We start from the raw sequence: 19,695 nt of genomic DNA, 5'->3' as shown, positions 1-19,695 counted from the left end.
ACTGTTTTAATTTATTTGTACTGTGCTGCCTTTCAAAGCTGTGCTGCCACCCGACGAAAACTCCGCTGCCGACCCTCCTTTAAAAGTAGCTTGGGAATCTGCCTTCACCGTAGCATTTTGCCCTGAAACATTTAACTCTTTTTTTGCTTTGATGGTCAGGTCCTTGTAGCTGTCTATCGTTATCCCGTCCTGGTCCATCGTAAACTTGTTCCCGTTCTGATCTTCCATTTTCATGGATTTTTCGTCTTCGCTTATCGTAAACTTATTCCCGGCCGGTGTTTCAATGTCAATCGATTTTTTATCATCATTAAAGATCATCTTCATACCGCTCCGGCTGGTATATCCTTTTTCGTCATTTTTGTCGGCAGCTGTTAGCGCCGCCGGATTTTTACTGCTATTTACCATTCCCAATATCACGGCATGGCGGGGGTCGTTGTTAATAAATCCTACTATTACCTCGTCACCAATCTCGGGCAGGTAAAATGTGCCCCTGTTTTTTCCGGCATCCAACGTGCACACGCGGCTCCAGATCCCATCGTCTGCAGCATCAATTACCGGTACCTTTACCTGTATCCGGTTTTCGCCATCTGGGTCGCTTTCCAGTTTTGTTACAATTCCTATTTGCAGGCCTTGTATAGCAGGTAATAAAGCACCCGCCAGTGGTTGCTCAACTTCATAGCTTTGAGCAAACCATTCGGGCTCAAGGCCAAATTGCATAGATGTTTGCCAGGCCCCTTTCTGAATCTCCTGCCTTACCGCTGTTACATAAATATTGCCTGTAAAACGCTCGCCCACTCCATCTATCTTTATCATTTTACCGGGTATAACTGCTGGTGTACCATCGGTAGTAATACGGCCGCGTATTTTAGCCATCCGTTGCTTAAGCAGCTTGGCATTGGCCCATTGCTGTAATTCCTGCTCAACCAGGTTGCCGCTATGGATAAGCTTAAATTCATCTGTGCCGGTAATATTTGCCAATGTTGAGGCTGATAAGTTACCTGTTTCGGGTACCGATGGATCTGCCGCATCAACCGTTTCAATATTTTGGTCGCTCTGGCTCCATCCCGTTGCCTTTACCCCGCTAAACTGAAACCTTGCATCTATTTCGGCGTCAAGATCATGCACCGTACTTCCGTATTGCACTGTTAGTACCGATGCTGCCGAAAAATCGGGTTTAGCAACGGTTATCTTTCCATCATTAGGCATGCACAGCAGGCCATTTACGTCAACGCGGCACATCAAAAAGTCCCAATCGGTTGTGTTGTACTGCACCAGTTCTTTATGGCTCAAATCAGTGGCAGCTACATCTTTTTCCAGCCCGTACCCGTCAATTAGCTGTTCAATAACATCGCTGTCTTTAACCTCTTTAAAATATTTATTTTTACAGGCAACGGTCATTTTAACTGCTTTATCTTTACACTCTATTACCAGTACGCTACTGCTTTTACGCACCTTAATACCGTGTTTAATTACAATTCCTTTAAATATTGTATCCTCTTTACTGCTGTACCCCGCTTTTATTTCAATCTCTTTACCGGGCTCAAAATCGGCCGTATTGCTAATGGCGAACGTTTGTTTACTCGCTTCTCCATCCGCTATAATTATGGTAGCGGTTGGTATCCTGTTAACCTCTTTGCTAACCGTAATTGAAAGCACATGGTAGGTGCTGCTCAGGGCTGTTCCGTTGGATAGCAATGTATAGGTGCATACACTTTTTGATCCTTCTGATGGTATAATTCCTTCGTTAGGCATTTAATACATTTTTATCTATCGGTGKAAAAAAAAGCGACTGGCCTTGTTGTAAATTCCTGAAATTGGTAAGGTTATTAACATTGGCTATCTGTAAATAATATTTACTATCGCCATAAACCAGGTAGCAAAGCCAGGGCAAAGTTTCGCCACTTTTTACTATTCTATAATGAGTTATATCGGGGCTATGCTTGTTTTCTTTGGCTACGCGTAAAGTTTCTTCAATACTGCCTTTAAATGTTGTTTTGCATACCGCCCTTAGCGGGAATCCCTTTTCGTTAAATAGCTTGTAGGTAATGGTAAGCGCCTTACATCTGCCTTTAAACATAAACGGGCCCCATACAATTTTAAAATGACGCGGCTCATGGCTTTCACTGTCCAGTTCGAGCAGCAGTTTTTTAAAAGTCTCTATATCATCCCGGATATTGTCTTTAGGCTTGTTATCTATTATCCCGGTATTGTCAAACAAAAACTCGAAGCTCATTTCCTCGGGCTTCTTGAAATTGAACTTTTGCTTGGCGGCGCTGGTTCCATGTCCCTGCGATTCGGTAAATTCCACGGCGTAGTCCAGCGCGTATGTTTCCGGGTTAATCAATGCCACAAAAGGGTTTGGCCCGGCATCGGTCACTTTGTGACTTTCTGCCAGATCCTCATTATTATAGGCTGTTATATTTACCTTTTCCATTTATGCGGTGCCATTAAAAATTAACGTTCCTTTTTGTTTTGTATAATATTTAACACCTGCTCCACACACTGCGACAATATGGCATCCTTATCGTCCTTTGAGCCTTCGCCCTGGCCGCCGCCTGCCGATTGTTTTTCCTGTGGATTGGGCTGATCAACCGTTACTTTTATAGTTAATTCCCTTATCTCAATTGGCATATCTCATTTAATTAACCGTAAAATAACTGTAGCTTATATCCAGGCTTTCAATTACCAGGCTGTTTTCCTGTGCGTTAAAATCGGACACTGACCACTTTTTTGGCCAGGCCCCAAACACATTCCAGGTTTTTAAAGGCTGGTGTTCTTCGTTCATCAGGGTAACGTTGATCTGCGCTACAGCGAACTTCCGCTCCTGGAACGCTTTCTTACACCAGTCAATCACGGCGCTGTTTACCAGCATGCCCCTTTTAAGGCTCAGATCGGCATATTTGGTCCTGACCGGTAGTTTGTGCTCATACCGGTTTTCGCCACCTTCTTTGTACGATTCAACATCGTACTCAACACTAAGCCCGCCTACCGATTGAAAACGCACATCGTTATCATTACCAATACCAACAAACTCCACCTTAAAATGGAAGCCTACCGGCGGATAATACCCACCCGCGCTGGTTGAATTTGAACTGCTGCCCGCCATGGTTATACTTTTGCTGGTTTAACTATAACAGAACATCAAACCCTTCATGGGCCAGTTCAAGCGTTTCTATAGCTACTTCATTTCCATCTGCTTTAAGGTCGCTTGCCTGTACCTTAACCGGGAAAGCGTTTATTACTTTCCAGCTGATCACCGGTGTGTGCAATTCGTTTAACAAGCTTATAGTAATGTCGCGCCTTTCAACCTTATTAAGGTTAATGGTATTAATCCACAGGTAAAAGTCTTTGTCGCCATCCATGGTGCCCCGTTTAAGGACGATGTTGCTGAACTTATGAAGCCCGGGCTGTTTTTCTTTACTATAGTTAGGGCTATTGCCTTCGCGATACTCTATTATTTCTATTTGCTTATCAAGGCCTGTAGCTTCTGTGAAGCCGACGCGTGATCCGCCCCATTCAATTACGAAATGGAACTTGGGAAGGGGATATGGCATTTTTTAAAGGTTTTAATGGTTTTTAATTTTGTTTATTTGAACTGATAATTATTAACTCTGGGCCATTAACTGGCTAAAGCGGAGGATGATAAACTCGGCAGGATGTACGATGGCCATACCTATTTCAACTATCATACGGCCTTCGAGTATATCAAGTGCACTCATGGTTTTGTTTAAACCTACCGACACAAAAAACGCATCGCTTGGTTTAGCGCCCTGCAGCGCGCCGGCGCGCCATTGCAGTGTAAGGAAGTTCTCGAGCATACCCTGTACTTTTGCCCAGGTATTGGCATCGTTTGGTTCGAACACGAAACCTCCTGCAGCATTTTTACTGCTTTCCTCAACCATTACCAAAAAGCGGCGCACACTTATGTAGCGATAATCGTTACTGTTACCAGCCAGCGTGCGTGCCCCCCAAACCAAAATACCCTTACCTGTAAATGCCCTTATGGCATTTATTGATTTACCGGCTATCGGGTCAATGTTCAGACCAGCTTGTTCATCATTATTGATAGCATAGGCCGGCCCTGTTACCGAATTGATACTTTCATTGGCAGGAGCTTTCCATACGCCACGGGCTGCGTCAACCCTTGCAAAAATTCCGGCAACCGCGCCGCTAGGAGGCATCCTGTTCAATTCCTTTCGAATTGTATTAACAAAATTTCCTATTATGGGGTGGCTGCTATACAAGTTATCCTGGTTAATAGACGCGTAGTTGTTGGCAGCATTGATTATGGTATTGATAAAAGCCGACAATTTATTGTAAGCTTTTGTAATATCATTTACGATCATTGTAACTTCGTCTTTTGGAGCCGCGGTACCGCCTAAAGTATAATCAACGCCGTTTGTAAGGATGTTGGCAACAGTGACATCCAGCCAGGTAACATCGGTATAACGCGCATTTATATTGGCATCTGTCTCCGAATCGAACCCTGTTGTTGTAGTATTTCTTTCAACACCTATTAAATCTTTAACACTGCCGCGCCATAGGTTGGCCGAACTGCTATATGACTTAACATCATTAGTAAGCTGGGCGCCTTTAAAATAGGTATTGCTTTTCCATGCTGTTTCTATTTGTATAGCAGCACCACTCACAAATGCAAAAAGGTCCTTTAAATGTTGACTGAGGATGCCCGACGAGGCCGCTGTTAATACATCATTAGCCTTTGCCTTATAGGCATCATCGAGGGATGGATAAGCTGTGCCGGTTAAATTCATTATCAGGGTTGTTAGGAAGGTGCCTATCTGGGCAACGTCTGCGAGCGAATTCTCAAGTATAAGCACAAGGGAATTTAAGTTACTATCAGACGTAAGTGTGGCCAGGTTACTTATTGGGGTAACCCCGTCTGCCTGAAAAACGGACCCTTTGAATTGTCCATATTTTATACCCTTATCAAAGCTGGAATAGATCCAGGGCGTATAGGCCATTCCATAACTGAGGCTGTTTATACCTATATAGCTCCTAAAGTTAATAACCGGTGTCTTATTGTCGGTATTATTCCTTTCAAACAAGTCAAAAATGGCAACCCGGTCCTGTAACTTAGCACATTGCATAAGGGCAGCCTGCTGAATATTATAAAAGTCCGAATCTTTGGTCTTATCAATGGCGGCTGCATCCGGAAATAATATTATCGTTGGTTCGTTCTCTCTTTCCACCGCATCTAATCCGGTATGCAAATTGGCCGCAGCTACCTGGTTTACACTTCCTGCATTGGTATAAAAACCAACCGAAACAATATAACATTCGTTACCGCCATTATCATAAAAAACACGCACACTATCATACAGGTAAAACCGCTTGTCATTATCAATCGAGATACTTTTTACAGCGTAGTTATTGTTCTGATCGGCCACTACTTTTATCGCCAGAGGGCTAAAGCCTACTCCAAAAAGCTGCTCGTACTCCAGTAACGATGAAATTTTTGTGGGTACATTGGCTAATGAGTTGCCATTTTTTACAGCCTGCTGGGTATACCCTATAAATACGGGTATGGCTGTGTCAACCTCCGCTACCGAAGGCGGGAATTTTGATATCTCTTCGATATAGACACCCGGTGTTTTGTAAGATGCTGCCATTTGATTTAAGTTTTACTTTTTTAAAAATTTAAGTGCTTTTCTATACAGTAATATATTTCTCCGTTTTGCATAACATGGTTTACCCGGTTTACCTCGGGATTGGCAAGCGGGGCAACATTGCCAAGTTTAGTACCATGGGCCGATATGGTAGTAATAGGCCGCTCTTTTAAAGGAATTGGAACGGCAGATGTAAAAACCTTACTTGCCGCAACCGAATTAAACGTGTAAACCGATGCTGTATCTTTAATTGCATCCACATCTGTTGTGCGGGTAAAATAACGCCAAACCGCGCTGCGGTTTGCAAAGCGCAATGTAAACTTGCTTTGTTTAGCTACTCCCGAAGCATCAAATAATGAAAAATTATTACCCGCCGGTAAATGATTAAAAATCTCTATGACGCCTAAGATATTTTGCTTTACGGCTATCTCGTCATAGTAAACAAAACTGTCAGTTGTGTTTACAGAGATTTTGTACTTCCCAAAAGGCAGACCAGACAAATCCACCGGTACTGAGGTTTGTGCCGATTCATAATGCTGCGTTATTGTGCGTACCAAAACACTATAGGTATTGTTGCTGGTTTTAAGCCCGTAAATATTTATGGTAAAATCTGTTGCCGAAGCGGCGGCGGCTGTGTAGTTGCTGCCGGTAAACAGCAGTTCGTCCCGGTTATTTACAAATTGCGCCTTTCCTTTCGGCAGCCAATAGGCTGTTTCGGTTAATGCGTGTTTGTTACCGTTATCGCTCGCCTTTATGGCTTCAAAAACATTATTTGTGTTATCGGCAGCTAAGTTGCCAATGGAGTAAGTTTGTGAATTATCATACTTGTCAATCGCCTGGTGAAGGTATAATATGGTACCTAATTTGGTTTGATTGATGTTGGTAAAATAGTATTTGCCTGCAGTAGCGGGCTGATAATTGATATTACTGTAGTTTATAAAATTGGTATCATTGATGGTAATGTAGAAGCGCAATATTGTTGATTTATCGAGGGCGACATAAGGCTTGCCCGTACCATCTGTTTTATTGATAGTTATAAATTTATTGCCAATTGTTTTGCAGAGCATCTGCTGCCCCTTTAACACATTAATAGTATCATCTGTCGCAACAATATCAAGCGCAGTACATTGATGGCTGAAAAAATAATCGTTCAGCATTTCCACCGTAAATACTATTTCGTAGTTTATACTCATGAGACAGGGAATTTTATTGTTTCATTGATATCAACTTGTTTAATAAAGCCGCTTTCGTAATCAATTGCATCTTCATCAATGGTTACCTGCCGTATTTTATACATTACCGATGGCATATACTTTCCTCCCAGGATGCTCCAGATCTGGTTTAGCTGTTCAAAATTCACAGTATACAGGTCGGCTATTAATTTTTGGATCCTGATATCAAGGTTGGGATAGCTACCGGGAGTAAATACGTTTTGATTTTGGAAAAACTGGATAATAAAAGCCAGCCATTTTAGCGCGTCTCCATAGTCGGCGCGGTTAACTGAAATTAACACATACAGGTTAAGGTATAGCGGTGGATTTTTATAGGTAATTCCGGCATCAGTTTTTATAAAGTTTTCCTGCTGTTTGGCAACCCTGTCTTCTTCTACATTTATTAAGCTTACAATAGCTTTGCCGTTTAGTAAATTATGGCCTGCTCCATCATTATCCAATGCCTTGCCCACATTACCCCATACCACACGCTGGTCAGTGATGACGCTCATTTTTTGACTTAAGTACTTGTTCAATTCCTCGGTAAGGAACTTAAAAGTTTCGTTTATCATTAATGTGGTTTTTTAATTTGATACAGTTGTTATGGGCCCTGGTGATTAAAATATGTAAGTGCTAAAGTTTAACCCCTTAAAAATTTGCATAGGCATAGCCTATTAATGGGGCATTATGCCTCAAAAATCAAATACAATAGCTTTACAATAGTTCTGTTTAATTAGGTTTTTTTTCTAATCCGGCAGTTAAAAAAGATAACCAGCTGCCGGTCGCTTGCACATAGAGGTGTTAAAGATTATGCCCGGTTTTAAATGCATACGCTCCCCAGGTATTTACCGGATACTAAGCATTTTGCCTTAACTGGGTTTGTTTCTTGATTTCCTATACTGTGCACGTGGACGAACTTTCACAAGCCGCTAAACTTTTAGCGGATGGATATTTGTTTATTCTCCAGGAGCTTTCATATGTTCAAAATTTAGATGTTTTTCGGTTTTTGGTAGTTATAAAAATCTGCTTGTAAATTTTAATAAATGTAGCTGGCTATGAGGTGATTAACAAGCGTATAACCACCTGAAAATAAAATAAAAAGTCGCGTATTTTTACGCTTGCAAAAACACTTTATTTTGATGTTTTTCTTTTAAAACAACAAAAGATCCCTTATTATTTACCTCCATTCAAAAAAGCTGCCTGATATAATCTATTTAAAAGAATTTATTTCAGATATAGATAAAAAATGTCTTTTTAAATAATCGTTCATTTAACCAATGGTTAGGCCGTTTAGATATTAATCTTGCTATTATTTTCTTTTTCTAATAAACAACCGTTGCGTTTTAGCCGGATTTTTGAATTCATCCATACCCCGCAGCATGCCCGTTGATTAAATATGGCCGAAATTGAATTGACTATTTGACGGACAGCCCCAAAATGTCTCTTTGCTATATTTTGTTAATGTTTAGTTAATACAAATAGCTGATTTTTGCCTTTCTAAAAAATATCCTATGAAATTAAGAAATTTATTTATCTGTATTGGCTTAATGCTGGCTATTGTCAGTTGTAAAAAGGACCTGCAAAATCCACACACCCTGCCCATTGATACCGTGGTTGTACAACAGCCTGTGCCTTATACCGTTGTTGAAAATTTTGAAAACGGCACTAAAACAGCTTATGCCATTGCAAACGTTCAGTTAAGTACCGGACTGTGGAGCTTTAATGATGCCTTGATAGGAAGCCTGGCTGCCGATGTTAAAGATGGTAATAAAGCAGTTAGGCTGCGCACCGGCGATATCACAATGAAATTTGATGTGAAAGGGTTAAAGCAAATAAGCATCAAACATGCCAAATATGGTAATGACGCAGCATCAACCTGGCAATTGATGATGTCGACAGATAGTGGCACTACTTTTACGCAACTAGGTACAGACATCTCCGAAAACAGCACCAGCCTGGTTACCGACTCATTTAAAGTGACTACAACAGCAAAAGTCCGTTTCCAGATCAGGAAACAGGGTACAACCCGCATTAACATTGATGATATTACCTTCAAAGGCCTTGGCGATCCGGGGATAATTGTTGGCCCGCCCGATACAGGTGGCAGCGATACTACCGGCAACACCGGCACAGCGGCGCCCGATAGGGGGGTTATTGCCGGCACCGATGCACAGCCTGCAAGCGGCGATAATAGTAATATTTTGCTGGGCAACCCATCAGATGCACAGCCTGCTGTTGTTATGGCCAACAACTACCTCATTGATCAAAAATATTATGAAGAATCATATAACAGTACACGTGGCACCCCGAATTGGGTGAGCTGGCATCTTGACGCTACCAATATTACCAACGCAACGGCCCGCCTTGATAATTTCGCTGGTTTTAACGGCTTACCTGCAGGCTTTTACGAAGTAGAAAGCAACAGCTATTCGGGCTCGGGTTTTGATAGGGGGCATAACTGCCCTTCAGCCGATCGCACAAGCTCGGTTAATGCTAACTCGGCTACGTTCCTGATGACCAATATGATACCGCAGGCGCCACAAAACAACCAGCAAACCTGGGCAAACCTTGAAAATTATCTGCGCGAGCAGGTTGTTGCCGGGAATGAAGTATACATCGTAATGGGGAGTTACGGAACCGGCGGAACGGGTTCAAATGGATCTGTAAGTACTATAACCAGTGGTCATGTAACGGTGCCAAGCAATGTTTGGAAAGTGGCTGTTGTTGTGCCAACCGGCGATGGCGATGTTAATAGGATTACTGCAACCACAAGAGTAATAGCCGTTAATACACCAAACATTAACACCATTAATGCCGACTGGAAACAATACCGCGTAACCGTGCGGGATATTGAGAAAGCTACTGGTTATAACCTGCTATCGGCTTTGCCACAAGCGGTGCAGGATGCCGTGGAAACTAAAAAGGATAACCTGTAACAATATTCACAAACACAAAAAAGGCCCTGCTTTTGTACCATACGGTTAATTTTAGAGCAGGGCCTTTTTAAATTAAAGCAAGGTTGTTTGTTGTCCTTAATTATATATTTAATTTGATAACACAGTGCTTATTCCGTTTTTTTAGGGTTTATTTTTTTAATAGTTTTATCAATCTGGGTCAAAAAATGTTTTTCGACTTCAGAAAGGTCATTTTTGGTTTGCTCTTTATATTTTTCGAATTCCTCTTTCGCCTTTTTTAAGGCCTGATCGTGACTGATACTGCCTGCATTTTGTAAAATGTCGTTGCCTGTCATTTTTACAAATTCGTCTAAACGTGCTATCCAATCTTTCATATACATGGGTTTCCGGTTAAGCGCCTGCAGTTCGGCCAATTCTAAATAAGCTGTTACCATGCGATTAAGCACGTTCAATTCATTTTCGTTAAGGTAGTTTTTTGCAACTTCTATTTCCTGCCGTGTTGGTTTGTTCCCCTTAATATGGGTAAGGCCAAGATTTGTTTTTTGGGCATCAATACGCTGATAAATAATTTCGGCTGCGGTATGGCCGTGAGCAGCCCAATGCATTTTATTTTGTACGGTTTGGAAAAAGAGGATAGATATTTCGAGTTTGGGATCGTAATCTATACTGGTAGCGTAGATATCAAGAACTTTACGCCAAAATACTTTTTCGGACGATCGGATATCGCGAATACGGGCAAGTAACTCTTCAAAGTAGTTTCCGCCCCCGACTTGCTTCAACATATCGTCGTTCATTGTAAAGCCTTTTACAATGTACTCCCGTAGCCGGGCCGTGGCCCATTGACGAAATTTAGTGCCCTGGTGACTTTTTACACGGTAGCCAACGGAAATGATTACGTCGAGGTTATAGTAATTAGTTGGCTTGGTAGAAAAATCGGAAATTCCGATTTTTCTTATAGATAACTCACTATTGAGTTCCTGTTCTTCAAAAATATTTAAAATATGTTCATTAATTGTTGATCGCGATTTTTTAAAAAGTTCGACCATTTGATCAATCGTAAGCCAAACAGTTTCATCTTCCAAACGGGTTTCAATTTTGGTACTGCCGTCTTCTGTTTGATATATGATAATATTGCTATCGTCCATGAATTAGTATCTCCGTTCAAGGTTTAAACGAAGATACTAAAAACAATAGCATTGTAAAGGCTTTTTACCGATAACACCCGTTCCGGTTGCCGCAACATCTCTGAGGTGGGTTCCTTCTTACTTAATGTCTTTTACAGTATAACACATCCCTTTTAACTGAATCTTTTAGTTATTATCGTCCGCCTTATCTTTTGCGGCTTTATCCTGGGCCTTTTGCAATTTTTCCTGCGCTTTCTTGATGGAGTCCTGTTTGGCTTTGGCCGCTTTTTTCTTTTTGTTAAAGAAACCCTTGAGCAAAAAGTTTGATTGCGCAGCTTTCAAATCCTCATTTAAGGTGCCGGTAGTAGCATGTACATTTTTCATCGTTGTACGGGCCTGGGCAACAGTACTTTCCAGGCTTCTGGATAGGTTATCGTTATTTAATAACCGGCCAATGCTGCCTTTACCGCTGTTTATTTTGCCTACAATTTCTGCTAAATCGCCGGTCATCTCTTCGGCATTATCAGCCACCCTGGTTAGTTTGGTTATTATCCTGTCCACATCAACCGGGTTTACCGAGGCCAGCCGGCCTCCGTCCTGTACCTCCTGGTTGCTGGTAATGCCGCCGGGGGCCAAAACAACCAGTTTATCGCCCATTAAGCCATCGCTGCCAATGCTTAGTTTTGAGTCTGTCTTTACAAACTTCTTTACTTTATCATTCAATATAAGATCAACCCTCACCGAGCTATCTGTTACAATATTAATAGCATCCACCACGCCTACATTGATGCCCGCAAAACGCACATTATTACCCACCTGCAAGCCATTTACATTTTTAAACGTGCCGTAAACGGTAAAAGTAGAACTGAACAGGCTTTTCTGGCTGCCAATAAAAAAAACTCCCAATGCCAGTATTACCAGGCCAAGAAATGTAAAAAGGCCTATTTTTATTTTTTGTGATGTTGTGGTTTTCATGTTGTTTTGTTAAAAAATGATCGGACAAGTTCGTTTTCTGATTTTTGGAGTTCCGCCCAGCTGCCTTCGGCAATAAATTCTCCATCGTTCATAATCATAATTCTGTCTGCCGTAATGCGGGCGCATTGCAAATCATGTGTAATGATGATGGATGATGTTTTATATTTTTTTTGCATATGGAGTATCAGCTCACTTATCTCGCGGGAAGTTATTGGGTCTAATCCCGTAGTAGGCTCATCATATAGCATAATCTCGGGGTTCACAATCAATGTGCGGGCCAGGCCTACCCTTTTGCGCATCCCGCCCGACAGATCAGACGGCAGCTTATCAATTGCATCAAGCAATCCTACGTTATCTAATACCTCTTCTACCTTTTTGTCAATCTCTGCCTGGTCTTTAAGCTTAAGCACCCTGGTGAGCGGGAATTCGAGGTTCTCGCGAACGGTCATACTATCGTACAAAGCACCGCTCTGGAACAGAAAGCCTATTTTAATGCGCAGTTGCTTAAGTTCTTCGTCGCTCATTTCGGCTACTTCGTCATCAAAAACCATTAATTCTCCTCCATCGGGTTTTAACATGCCGACAACGCACTGTATGGTAACCGATTTGCCCTGGCCCGATCTGCCCAGCACCACCATATTCTCGCCCCTCTTCAGATCGAAATTGATATTTTTTAATACCGACTTGTCCCCGAAAGATTTCTTTAGGCCCTTGGCATGTATAACCACCTCATCCTTAGGTGCCGTTGGCTTTTCTGCTTTTTCTATATTTTCCTTTTCCGCTGCCATTTACCTATAATATAATAAACTGGTGATTTGTACAGCAATAGCATCCATAACGAAGATCCAGAGGGATGCGGTTACAACAGCAGAATTTGCGGCAATACCTACACTCTCTGTCCCTTTATTGGAGTGATAGCCCTTATAACATCCCACAAAGCCTATCGCGAAGCCAAAGAAGATGGTTTTTATAACAGCGGGTAAAAAATCCGAAAAATCAAGCGAGCCTATACACTTCTGAAAATACAGGTTGAAGCTTATTTTATCGTTAATATTAAGGGCAAGGAAACCGCCTGTTAAGCCTATTACGTCGCCAATTACCGATAATAATGGCACCATTAAACTGGTTGCTATAATACGGGTTACCACCAGGTATTGTATGGGGTTCGCGCCAGATACTTCCATGGCATCTATTTGCTCGGTAACCTTCATACTACCCAGCTCGGCACCAATACTGGAGGCTATTTTGCCGGCGCAGATAATTGCCGTAATTACCGGGCCCATTTCGCGGATAAAAGATACCGCGAGAGTTTTAGGCAGCATGCTTGCCGCGCCAAGGGCAACAAGCGAGGGCCTGAGTTGTAGTATGAGCACAAAGCCCATGATGAAGGAGGTTATACCCACCAACATCAGCGACCTGTAGCCAATCTCGTAACACTGCCGCACAAACTCCGACCATTCGAAGCCGCCTGCAAAAATATTTTTAAAAAATCTGCCGAAGAAAACGCATTGCTCGCCAATGTTCAACATCCACCTTCGCCAGCCGGTAATTGCCTGTTCTGCCATATATTAGGATATAATTTGACCATACAACAACGTATTATCAAAATGTTTTGCAGTTCAGGAAAATTGACCGTTGGCGGTCGGCTTGCAGGATTTATGACATTGGTACATCAATGATCAGGTAACGGGATTCTTCTTCGGTTTCAATTGTAAGTGAACTGGTATCATAAACACCTATAGCATCCCTTTTGTTTAATTGGGTGCCGTTTATTTTAGCGCGGCCATCCAACAGGAACACATAAGCGCCATTGCCGGGGGTTTTTATGCTATAATTTAAGGGTTTACCAGCCTCGAAAGTACCCATACCAAAGGTAGCATCCTGGTGCAACCAAAGGTTACCCTCGCTTCTATCTGGCGATACAAGGATTGTCAGTTCATTTAGCTTAAATTTATTGCTAAAACTCTTTTGGTCGTACCTTGGTGTTACATTGCGTTCTTTAGGAAACAGCCAGATTTGCAGGGTTTTAGCAACGTCTGTTTTCGATGCATTATACTCTGAGTGATAAACACCTGTCCCGGCCGACATTACCTGCACATCGCCGGCATTAATAACACCCTTGTTGCCCATATTATCCTGGTGTTCAAGGCCGCCTTCCAGCGGGATGGTCACAATCTCCATATTATCATGCGGATGCAGGCCAAAACCTTTGCCTCCGGCTATGGTATCGTCATTTAAAACGCGCAGGGAGCCAAAACTCATCAATTCCGGGTTGTAGTAGGGGCCAAAGCTGAAAGAAAAATTTGCTTTTAACCAGCCTATATCGTTTTTACCGCGTTTATTTTCGGGATAAAATATTGTTTTCATTGTTTTGTTTTCCTTTTTATGTGTTTAAACATCAATTGGCGTGCCAAGAGACTTGCTGGGCAGATTAATAAGGCGGCTAAGACTCCCCCGCCCATCGCTACGCTGGGGCACCCTCTCTTCACCTGCGGTGGAAAGAGGGACTTGAAAATTAATTTAACCTGCATATATTACAATAGCCAGCCTTCTATCCTCTCCTTCCGGCAAAGCCGAAGAGAGGGTGACGGGCGCAGCCTCGTCGGGTGAGTCTTCGCCGCCGTTCAAACCACCTCATATTTACACTGATTTAATTATGTGTATTTTTGCAAAAAATTAAGTATCAATGGCAAATAAAGCTATTATTGCAGGTTCAACGGGACTTATTGGCAGTAAATTGCTCCAAATTTTGCTGCGTGAAAGCTTTTACGACGAAGTTTTTATCCTCGTGAGGAAAAAAATAGATTTCGATCATAAAAAAATAACGCAGCTGGTGGTCAATTTCGACCAGTTGGATAGCTATGCCGATACGTTAACGGGGCATGCTTTATTCAGTTGCCTCGGTACAACCAATGCCAAAACGCCGGATAAAACAATCTACAGGCATATCGATCATGATTATCCCGTTCACCTGGCGCAATTAGCCTTAAAGAATGGTATCGGACAGTATCACCTGGTGTCATCCATTGGTGCAGATACTGGTTCGCCGTTTTTTTACACTAAAACCAAGGGCGAAACAGAGGCTGATATCCGACAATTAGGGTTACCTGCGTTATATATATACCGCCCATCTATGTTAACAGGCGACAGGCAGGAAAAACGATCAATGGAAAAAGCGCTGATCGCTCTCTATAAAATTATAGATCCCCTGTTATTTGGCAGCTGGAAAAAATACAGGAGCATAGCCGGCGAAACTGTGGCTATGGCCATGTACAAACAATCAACAAAAAACAATACAGGCACGTTTATATACGAGTCTGACAAAATAAAACAACTATCGTGAGTACTTATCTATCTGCCGAGAACCTTGGCCATCAATTTCATGACAACTGGTTATTTAAAAATATAACCATAGGCATTAACCGTGGCCGCAGGGTTGCACTGGTTGGTGTTAACGGCGCCGGCAAATCAACTTTATTAAAACTACTGGCCGGTTATATTAAACCAACCGAAGGCAAGGTAGTACAGGCGCGCGACCTTAATATGGGCTACCTGGAACAGGATCCCGGGTTTAAGGATGCCGTTACCATCAGCGATTATATTTTTCATGCCGATGATGTACAGCAGCAAATGATCCGTAAATACGAAGAATTGCTGGAAAACGACCCTGACAATGCCAAGGCGCTTGAAAAGATCATGGAAGAGATGAGCGAGGTTGACGCCTGGGAATACGAGTACAAAATAAAAACCATTTTGGGCCGGTTGGATATCCATCACCTTAACCAACACATCAACACGCTATCGGGCGGACAAAAGAAGCGTTTGGCCCTTGCCAAGCTGCTGATTGAAGACCCTGACATTTATATTTTGGATGAGCCTACCAACCACCTCGATATTGATACTATAGAGTGGCTGGAAAAGTTATTGACCGACGGATCAAAAACCATCCTGATGGTTACACACGACAGGTATTTCCTGGATAATGTTTGTAACGAGATATTGGAGATTGATCGCGGCAAGATAATGCCCTACAACGGCAGTTACGCCTATTACCTGGAAAAGAAAGCCGAGCGCGATGCGGCAGATGAAGCATCGTTCCAGAAAAACAGTAACCTTTTAAGGAAAGAATTGGAATGGATGCGCCGCCAGCCACAGGCACGCGGTACTAAATCAAAAGCCCGTATTGATGCTTATTATGATTTGGAGGATAAAACCAAACAGGGCGGAGCCCGTGAAAAGGTTGAACTGAGTGTTAAAACAGCACGCCAGGGCAACAAGATCATGGAGATGGAGCACCTTTATAAAGGTTTCAATGGCAATACTTATATCGAAAACTTTAGCTACGTATTTAAAAAAGGCGATAGAATTGGCTTAGCCGGTAAAAACGGTACAGGTAAATCAACCCTGTTAAACTTAATCACCGGGGGTTTGCAGCCTGATAAAGGAACCATTGTAAAAGGCGAAACCACGGTTATCGGCTACTTTCACCAGTCGGGAATTGTATTTAAAGAGGACGACCGCGTGATAGATGTGGTAAAAAATGTGGCCGAGTTTATCACCATGGCCGATGGTAAAATGATTTCCGCTTCCGCACTGCTCACTTTATTCCTGTTCCCTCCGGCCAAGCAGTATGGTTTTATATCCAAACTGAGCGGTGGCGAAAAGAAACGTTTGCAGCTGATGAGCATCCTGATGAAGAACCCTAATTTCCTGATCCTGGATGAGCCTACCAATGATTTGGATATTGATACCTTGAATGTATTGGAAGAGTTTTTAACCAACTATTCGGGTATATTAATGATGGTATCCCACGATAGGTATTTACTTGATAAACTAACCGACCAGCTATTTATTATGGAAGGACAAGGCAAGGTGCGCATATATAACGGCAATTATTCATCATACCGGGTTGAGTTGGACGAAGCCAAACAACAGAATAAAAAAGGCAATACAGCCCCTACCCCTGTTGCTGCTCCTGTAGCTAAAAAAAGTAAATTAAGCTTTAAAGAAGCTAAGGAACTAGAGACTATAGAAGCTGAAATTACCGTTATAGAAAACAGCATAAAAAATAAAACCGACGAACTAAACAAGGTGGGTATTGAGCTGGCAAAACTTAATGAAACCATAGCGCAGATAGCAGATTTGAATAAAAAACTGGATGCTAAAAGCGCCCGTTGGATGGAACTGACAGAATTAAGCGGAGTATAAAATGAAACTATCAGATATCATAGCATCTATAGGTGTCATTATACTTTTGATAGCGTTTGTACTGAATTTAACCGGCAAACTATCGGCTAAAAACAGGCTTTATATGTTATTAAACTTGATCGGTGCCGGTACTTGTTGCTACGCATCGTATATGGTAAGCTTCTACTCTTTTGTTGTTTTAGAGGGTGTTTGGGGCACTGTGGCGCTGGTTTCTTTATTGCGGGTTCCACGTGGAACGTCAGTTTAAAAGGAGATTATTTATAGATATTTTAACACACAAATGCTATACAAATAAGATACTATTAAACAATAAAGTTGCATTTTTATGTAATAAACTGATACTTTTTAATACAAGTATAACAAACGATAGGCTGACGTAGATATTCATGTTCCACGTGGAACATGAATATAAAATAGAGTCATCCTGTCACTATATATTCAGATAAATGCTCGTGATTTAATGTTCCACGTGGAACATTAAAAGGGTACCATTATTAGAGTGACATTAACAAAAGCAGTAATAACTGCAGTTTAAATAGATACTAATTAACACTGATTAAAGCTAATTGCAGCATATAAACCGTTCGGGTTCTATTCGTGTAATTCGAAAAAATTCGTGACTATTAGTGTGATAAATTTGATTGTTCCACGTGGAACATGGAGGTATAAAATGTTTAAGAAATATAACGTTATTGTGGTTGGTGCAGGGCATGCAGGCTGTGAAGCAGCGGCAGCAGCAGCCAACCTGGGATCGTCTGTTTTACTCATCACCATGAATATGGGCGTGATTGCACAGATGAGCTGTAACCCCGCTATGGGCGGTGTTGCCAAGGGACAGATAGTGCGCGAGATTGATGCATTGGGTGGATACTCTGGTATTATCACTGATAAAACATCTATCCAATTCAGGATGCTCAACCAGTCGAAAGGCCCTGCTATGTGGAGCCCAAGAGCGCAAAGCGACCGTATGCGGTTTGCCGAAGAATGGCGTTTAGCACTGGAGCGTACACCAAATGTCGACTTCTGGCAGGATACGGTTTCGTCGCTTTTAATCAAAGGAAATAGCATCGCGGGAGTACGTACTTCATTAGGCGTGGAGATAGAAGCAGACGCAGTTGTACTCACCAACGGTACCTTTTTAAATGGTATCATCCACATAGGCGAGAAGAAATTTGGTGGTGGCCGTGCCGGAGAAAAATCGGCAACAGGCCTAACCGAACAACTGATTGAATTAGGTTTTGATGCAGGCCGGATGAAGACTGGTACCCCTCCTCGTATTGATGGACGAAGCCTCAATTACTCCCTGATGGAAGAGCAATGGGGCGACGAAGAGCGCGGTCGTTTCTCCTACACCGATGTTGAAATGATACAACAGCAACGCTGCTGCTGGATTACTTATACCAACACCAATGTACACGAAACCTTAAAAGAAGGCTTCGAAAAATCGCCAATGTTTACCGGCCGCATCAAAGGCTTAGGCCCAAGATACTGCCCATCTATTGAAGATAAGATTAACCGTTTTGCAGAGCGCGACCGTCACCAGATTTTTGTTGAGCCGGAAGGATTGAACACCGTAGAAATTTATGTAAATGGTTTCTCTACCTCCCTGCCCGAAGATGTACAGTACAAAGCATTAATCCAGATACCTGGTTTCGAGAAAGCCAAAATGTTCCGCCCGGGTTATGCCATCGAGTATGATTACTTCCCGCCTATCCAGTTAGGGCTTACTTTAGAAACCAAGCTGATCAGCAACCTTTACTTCGCCGGGCAAATCAACGGCACCACCGGATACGAGGAAGCAGCATCGCAGGGCTTCATTGCAGGCATCAATGCGCATCAAAAAATCAACGATAAACATGAGCTCATCCTGAAAAGATCAGAGTCATATATAGGCGTGTTAATTGATGACCTGGTAACCAAAGGCACCGAAGAACCATACCGCATGTTCACTTCAAGGGCCGAGCACCGCTTGCTGTTACGCCAGGATAATGCCGACATCCGTCTCTCTCCTATGGGTCATGATTTAGGATTGATAAGCGACGAGCGTTTGGATAAGGTAAACCAGAAGATTAAAAACTCGGATGATATTGTTGCCTACACCCGTACCAAATCTATCGACCCATCTGCAGTAAATGGTTTACTGGACGAACTGGGTACATCGGCCATTAACCAGGGTGCAAAACTTTTCAATTTACTAAGCCGCCCGCAGGTGGGTTTTAATGATCTTAAAAAAGCCGACAGCGGACTGGAAGAATTATTATCGGCCTATGACAAAGAAACAATTGAGCAGGCTGAAATAAAAATCAAATATGAGAGTTACTTTATAAAAGAAATGGAAATTGTTGACCGGATGAAAAAAATGGAAGACCGCGAGATCAATCCAAATTTCGATTATCACACTTTAGTTTCATTATCAAAAGAAGCCCGCGAAAAATTGATGAAGATAAAACCACGCACTTTAGGCCAGGCATCCCGAATTTCGGGCGTCTCGCCGTCGGATATTTCGGTTTTAATGGTTCACGTGTCCCGATAGTTTATAACTAACTGATAATTAATAATTTACAAAAAGTCTTTTTAAATCAATTATTTTAGATTTTTAATAGTAGGATTCGTAAAAATATAAAAATCGCTTATA

General features: G+C 42.2%; 18 protein-coding genes. 5 read left to right on the top strand and 13 right to left on the bottom strand.

Annotation, left to right across the window (positions count from 1 at the left end):
- Positions 1-6 precede the first annotated feature (6 nt).
- Genes vgrG through AC1DXF_RS02910 form a run of 8 tightly spaced genes read right to left on the bottom strand, consistent with a single transcriptional unit; the run spans position 7 to position 7,410 of the window.
- The gene (vgrG, locus tag AC1DXF_RS02945; RefSeq protein WP_477445947.1) at positions 7-1,752 is read right to left on the bottom strand and encodes a type VI secretion system tip protein VgrG; all 1,746 of its coding nucleotides are present in this window, start codon (positions 1,750-1,752) and stop codon (positions 7-9) included.
- Positions 1,745-2,434 (bottom strand): CIS tube protein, encoded by a 690-nt coding sequence (locus AC1DXF_RS02940; RefSeq protein ID WP_477445945.1) that lies wholly within the window; start codon positions 2,432-2,434, stop codon positions 1,745-1,747. The genes vgrG and AC1DXF_RS02940 overlap by 8 nt, the downstream gene beginning before the upstream one ends.
- A gap of 20 nt (positions 2,435-2,454) precedes the next feature.
- Positions 2,455-2,631, bottom strand: a complete 177-nt coding sequence (locus tag AC1DXF_RS02935; protein WP_477445943.1) for a DUF5908 family protein — start codon at positions 2,629-2,631, stop codon at positions 2,455-2,457.
- Positions 2,632-2,638: 7 nt separating this feature from the next.
- Positions 2,639-3,106, bottom strand: a complete 468-nt coding sequence (locus AC1DXF_RS02930) for a phage tail protein (RefSeq protein WP_477445941.1) — start codon at positions 3,104-3,106, stop codon at positions 2,639-2,641.
- A 22-nt stretch (positions 3,107-3,128) separates the two neighbouring features.
- On the bottom strand, positions 3,129-3,554 hold the full coding sequence (locus AC1DXF_RS02925) for a phage tail protein (RefSeq protein WP_477445939.1): 426 nt from the start codon (positions 3,552-3,554) through the stop codon (positions 3,129-3,131).
- 51 nt (positions 3,555-3,605) lie between these two features.
- Positions 3,606-5,630: a phage tail sheath family protein gene (locus AC1DXF_RS02920; protein ID WP_477445937.1), complete on the bottom strand. Its 2,025-nt coding sequence runs from the start codon at positions 5,628-5,630 to the stop codon at positions 3,606-3,608.
- Positions 5,631-5,650: 20 nt separating this feature from the next.
- Positions 5,651-6,820: a hypothetical protein gene (locus AC1DXF_RS02915; protein ID WP_477445935.1), complete on the bottom strand. Its 1,170-nt coding sequence runs from the start codon at positions 6,818-6,820 to the stop codon at positions 5,651-5,653.
- Positions 6,817-7,410: a Pvc16 family protein gene (locus AC1DXF_RS02910; protein ID WP_477445933.1), complete on the bottom strand. Its 594-nt coding sequence runs from the start codon at positions 7,408-7,410 to the stop codon at positions 6,817-6,819. Before AC1DXF_RS02910 ends, AC1DXF_RS02915 begins: the two co-directional genes overlap by 4 nt.
- Positions 7,411-8,349: 939 nt before the next feature.
- Here AC1DXF_RS02910 and AC1DXF_RS02905 point away from each other — a divergent pair.
- A complete protein-coding gene (locus AC1DXF_RS02905) occupies positions 8,350-9,774 on the top strand; it encodes a DNA/RNA non-specific endonuclease (protein ID WP_477445931.1) in 1,425 nt (474 codons plus the stop codon).
- Between the two features lie 128 nt (positions 9,775-9,902).
- Here the strand turns inward: AC1DXF_RS02905 and rhuM are convergent, their stop codons facing one another.
- The 5 genes from rhuM to AC1DXF_RS02880 form a co-directional block, all read right to left on the bottom strand.
- A complete protein-coding gene (rhuM, locus tag AC1DXF_RS02900; RefSeq protein WP_477445929.1) occupies positions 9,903-10,898 on the bottom strand; it encodes a RhuM family protein in 996 nt (331 codons plus the stop codon).
- 165 nt (positions 10,899-11,063) lie between these two features.
- Complete coding sequence (locus AC1DXF_RS02895) at positions 11,064-11,852, bottom strand: MlaD family protein (RefSeq protein ID WP_477445927.1); 789 nt, start codon at positions 11,850-11,852, stop codon at positions 11,064-11,066.
- Positions 11,849-12,640 carry an ABC transporter ATP-binding protein gene (locus tag AC1DXF_RS02890; protein WP_477445925.1) on the bottom strand — a complete coding sequence of 264 codons (792 nt, stop codon included), beginning with the start codon at positions 12,638-12,640 and terminating at the stop codon, positions 11,849-11,851. Before AC1DXF_RS02890 ends, AC1DXF_RS02895 begins: the two co-directional genes overlap by 4 nt.
- Positions 12,641-13,417: an MlaE family ABC transporter permease gene (locus AC1DXF_RS02885; protein ID WP_477445923.1), complete on the bottom strand. Its 777-nt coding sequence runs from the start codon at positions 13,415-13,417 to the stop codon at positions 12,641-12,643.
- Positions 13,418-13,508: 91 nt separating this feature from the next.
- Positions 13,509-14,219, bottom strand: coding sequence for a pirin family protein (locus AC1DXF_RS02880; protein ID WP_477445920.1), 711 nt, complete (start codon positions 14,217-14,219; stop codon positions 13,509-13,511).
- Between the two features lie 319 nt (positions 14,220-14,538).
- Between AC1DXF_RS02880 and AC1DXF_RS02875 the strand changes: the two genes are divergently transcribed.
- The 4 genes from AC1DXF_RS02875 to mnmG all read left to right on the top strand — a co-directional run bounded on the left by AC1DXF_RS02875 (position 14,539) and on the right by mnmG (position 19,593).
- Entirely contained in the window at positions 14,539-15,195 is a 657-nt protein-coding gene (locus AC1DXF_RS02875; RefSeq protein ID WP_477445918.1) for an NAD(P)H-binding protein, read from the top strand.
- The gene (locus AC1DXF_RS02870) at positions 15,192-17,060 is read left to right on the top strand and encodes an ABC-F family ATP-binding cassette domain-containing protein (protein WP_477445916.1); all 1,869 of its coding nucleotides are present in this window, start codon (positions 15,192-15,194) and stop codon (positions 17,058-17,060) included. The genes AC1DXF_RS02875 and AC1DXF_RS02870 overlap by 4 nt, the downstream gene beginning before the upstream one ends.
- Before the next feature lies 1 nt (position 17,061).
- Positions 17,062-17,307: a CBU_0592 family membrane protein gene (locus AC1DXF_RS02865; RefSeq protein WP_477445914.1), complete on the top strand. Its 246-nt coding sequence runs from the start codon at positions 17,062-17,064 to the stop codon at positions 17,305-17,307.
- Positions 17,308-17,730: 423 nt separating this feature from the next.
- The gene (mnmG, locus tag AC1DXF_RS02860; protein WP_477445912.1) at positions 17,731-19,593 is read left to right on the top strand and encodes a tRNA uridine-5-carboxymethylaminomethyl(34) synthesis enzyme MnmG; all 1,863 of its coding nucleotides are present in this window, start codon (positions 17,731-17,733) and stop codon (positions 19,591-19,593) included.
- The last annotated feature ends 102 nt before the right edge of the window (positions 19,594-19,695 follow it).

It is taken from the genome of Mucilaginibacter sp. P2_A5 (assembly GCF_056404995.1).
Note: the sequence above shows the minus strand (reverse complement) of the source record. Positions and strands in the feature narration are given on the sequence as shown.

Coding starts and splice junctions, on each gene's coding strand:
- AC1DXF_RS02875 (WP_477445918.1), top strand. CDS start 14,539: ATGGCAAATAAAGCTATTATTGCAGGTTCAACGGGACTTATTGGCAGT.
- rhuM (WP_477445929.1), bottom strand. CDS start 10,898: ATGGACGATAGCAATATTATCATATATCAAACAGAAGACGGCAGTACC.
- AC1DXF_RS02915 (WP_477445935.1), bottom strand. CDS start 6,820: ATGAGTATAAACTACGAAATAGTATTTACGGTGGAAATGCTGAACGAT.
- AC1DXF_RS02865 (WP_477445914.1), top strand. CDS start 17,062: ATGAAACTATCAGATATCATAGCATCTATAGGTGTCATTATACTTTTG.
- AC1DXF_RS02895 (WP_477445927.1), bottom strand. CDS start 11,852: ATGAAAACCACAACATCACAAAAAATAAAAATAGGCCTTTTTACATTT.
- vgrG (WP_477445947.1), bottom strand. CDS start 1,752: ATGCCTAACGAAGGAATTATACCATCAGAAGGATCAAAAAGTGTATGC.
- AC1DXF_RS02880 (WP_477445920.1), bottom strand. CDS start 14,219: ATGAAAACAATATTTTATCCCGAAAATAAACGCGGTAAAAACGATATA.
- mnmG (WP_477445912.1), top strand. CDS start 17,731: ATGTTTAAGAAATATAACGTTATTGTGGTTGGTGCAGGGCATGCAGGC.
- AC1DXF_RS02890 (WP_477445925.1), bottom strand. CDS start 12,640: ATGGCAGCGGAAAAGGAAAATATAGAAAAAGCAGAAAAGCCAACGGCA.
- AC1DXF_RS02905 (WP_477445931.1), top strand. CDS start 8,350: ATGAAATTAAGAAATTTATTTATCTGTATTGGCTTAATGCTGGCTATT.
- AC1DXF_RS02920 (WP_477445937.1), bottom strand. CDS start 5,630: ATGGCAGCATCTTACAAAACACCGGGTGTCTATATCGAAGAGATATCA.
- AC1DXF_RS02935 (WP_477445943.1), bottom strand. CDS start 2,631: ATGCCAATTGAGATAAGGGAATTAACTATAAAAGTAACGGTTGATCAG.
- AC1DXF_RS02885 (WP_477445923.1), bottom strand. CDS start 13,417: ATGGCAGAACAGGCAATTACCGGCTGGCGAAGGTGGATGTTGAACATT.
- AC1DXF_RS02930 (WP_477445941.1), bottom strand. CDS start 3,106: ATGGCGGGCAGCAGTTCAAATTCAACCAGCGCGGGTGGGTATTATCCG.
- AC1DXF_RS02925 (WP_477445939.1), bottom strand. CDS start 3,554: ATGCCATATCCCCTTCCCAAGTTCCATTTCGTAATTGAATGGGGCGGA.
- AC1DXF_RS02910 (WP_477445933.1), bottom strand. CDS start 7,410: ATGATAAACGAAACTTTTAAGTTCCTTACCGAGGAATTGAACAAGTAC.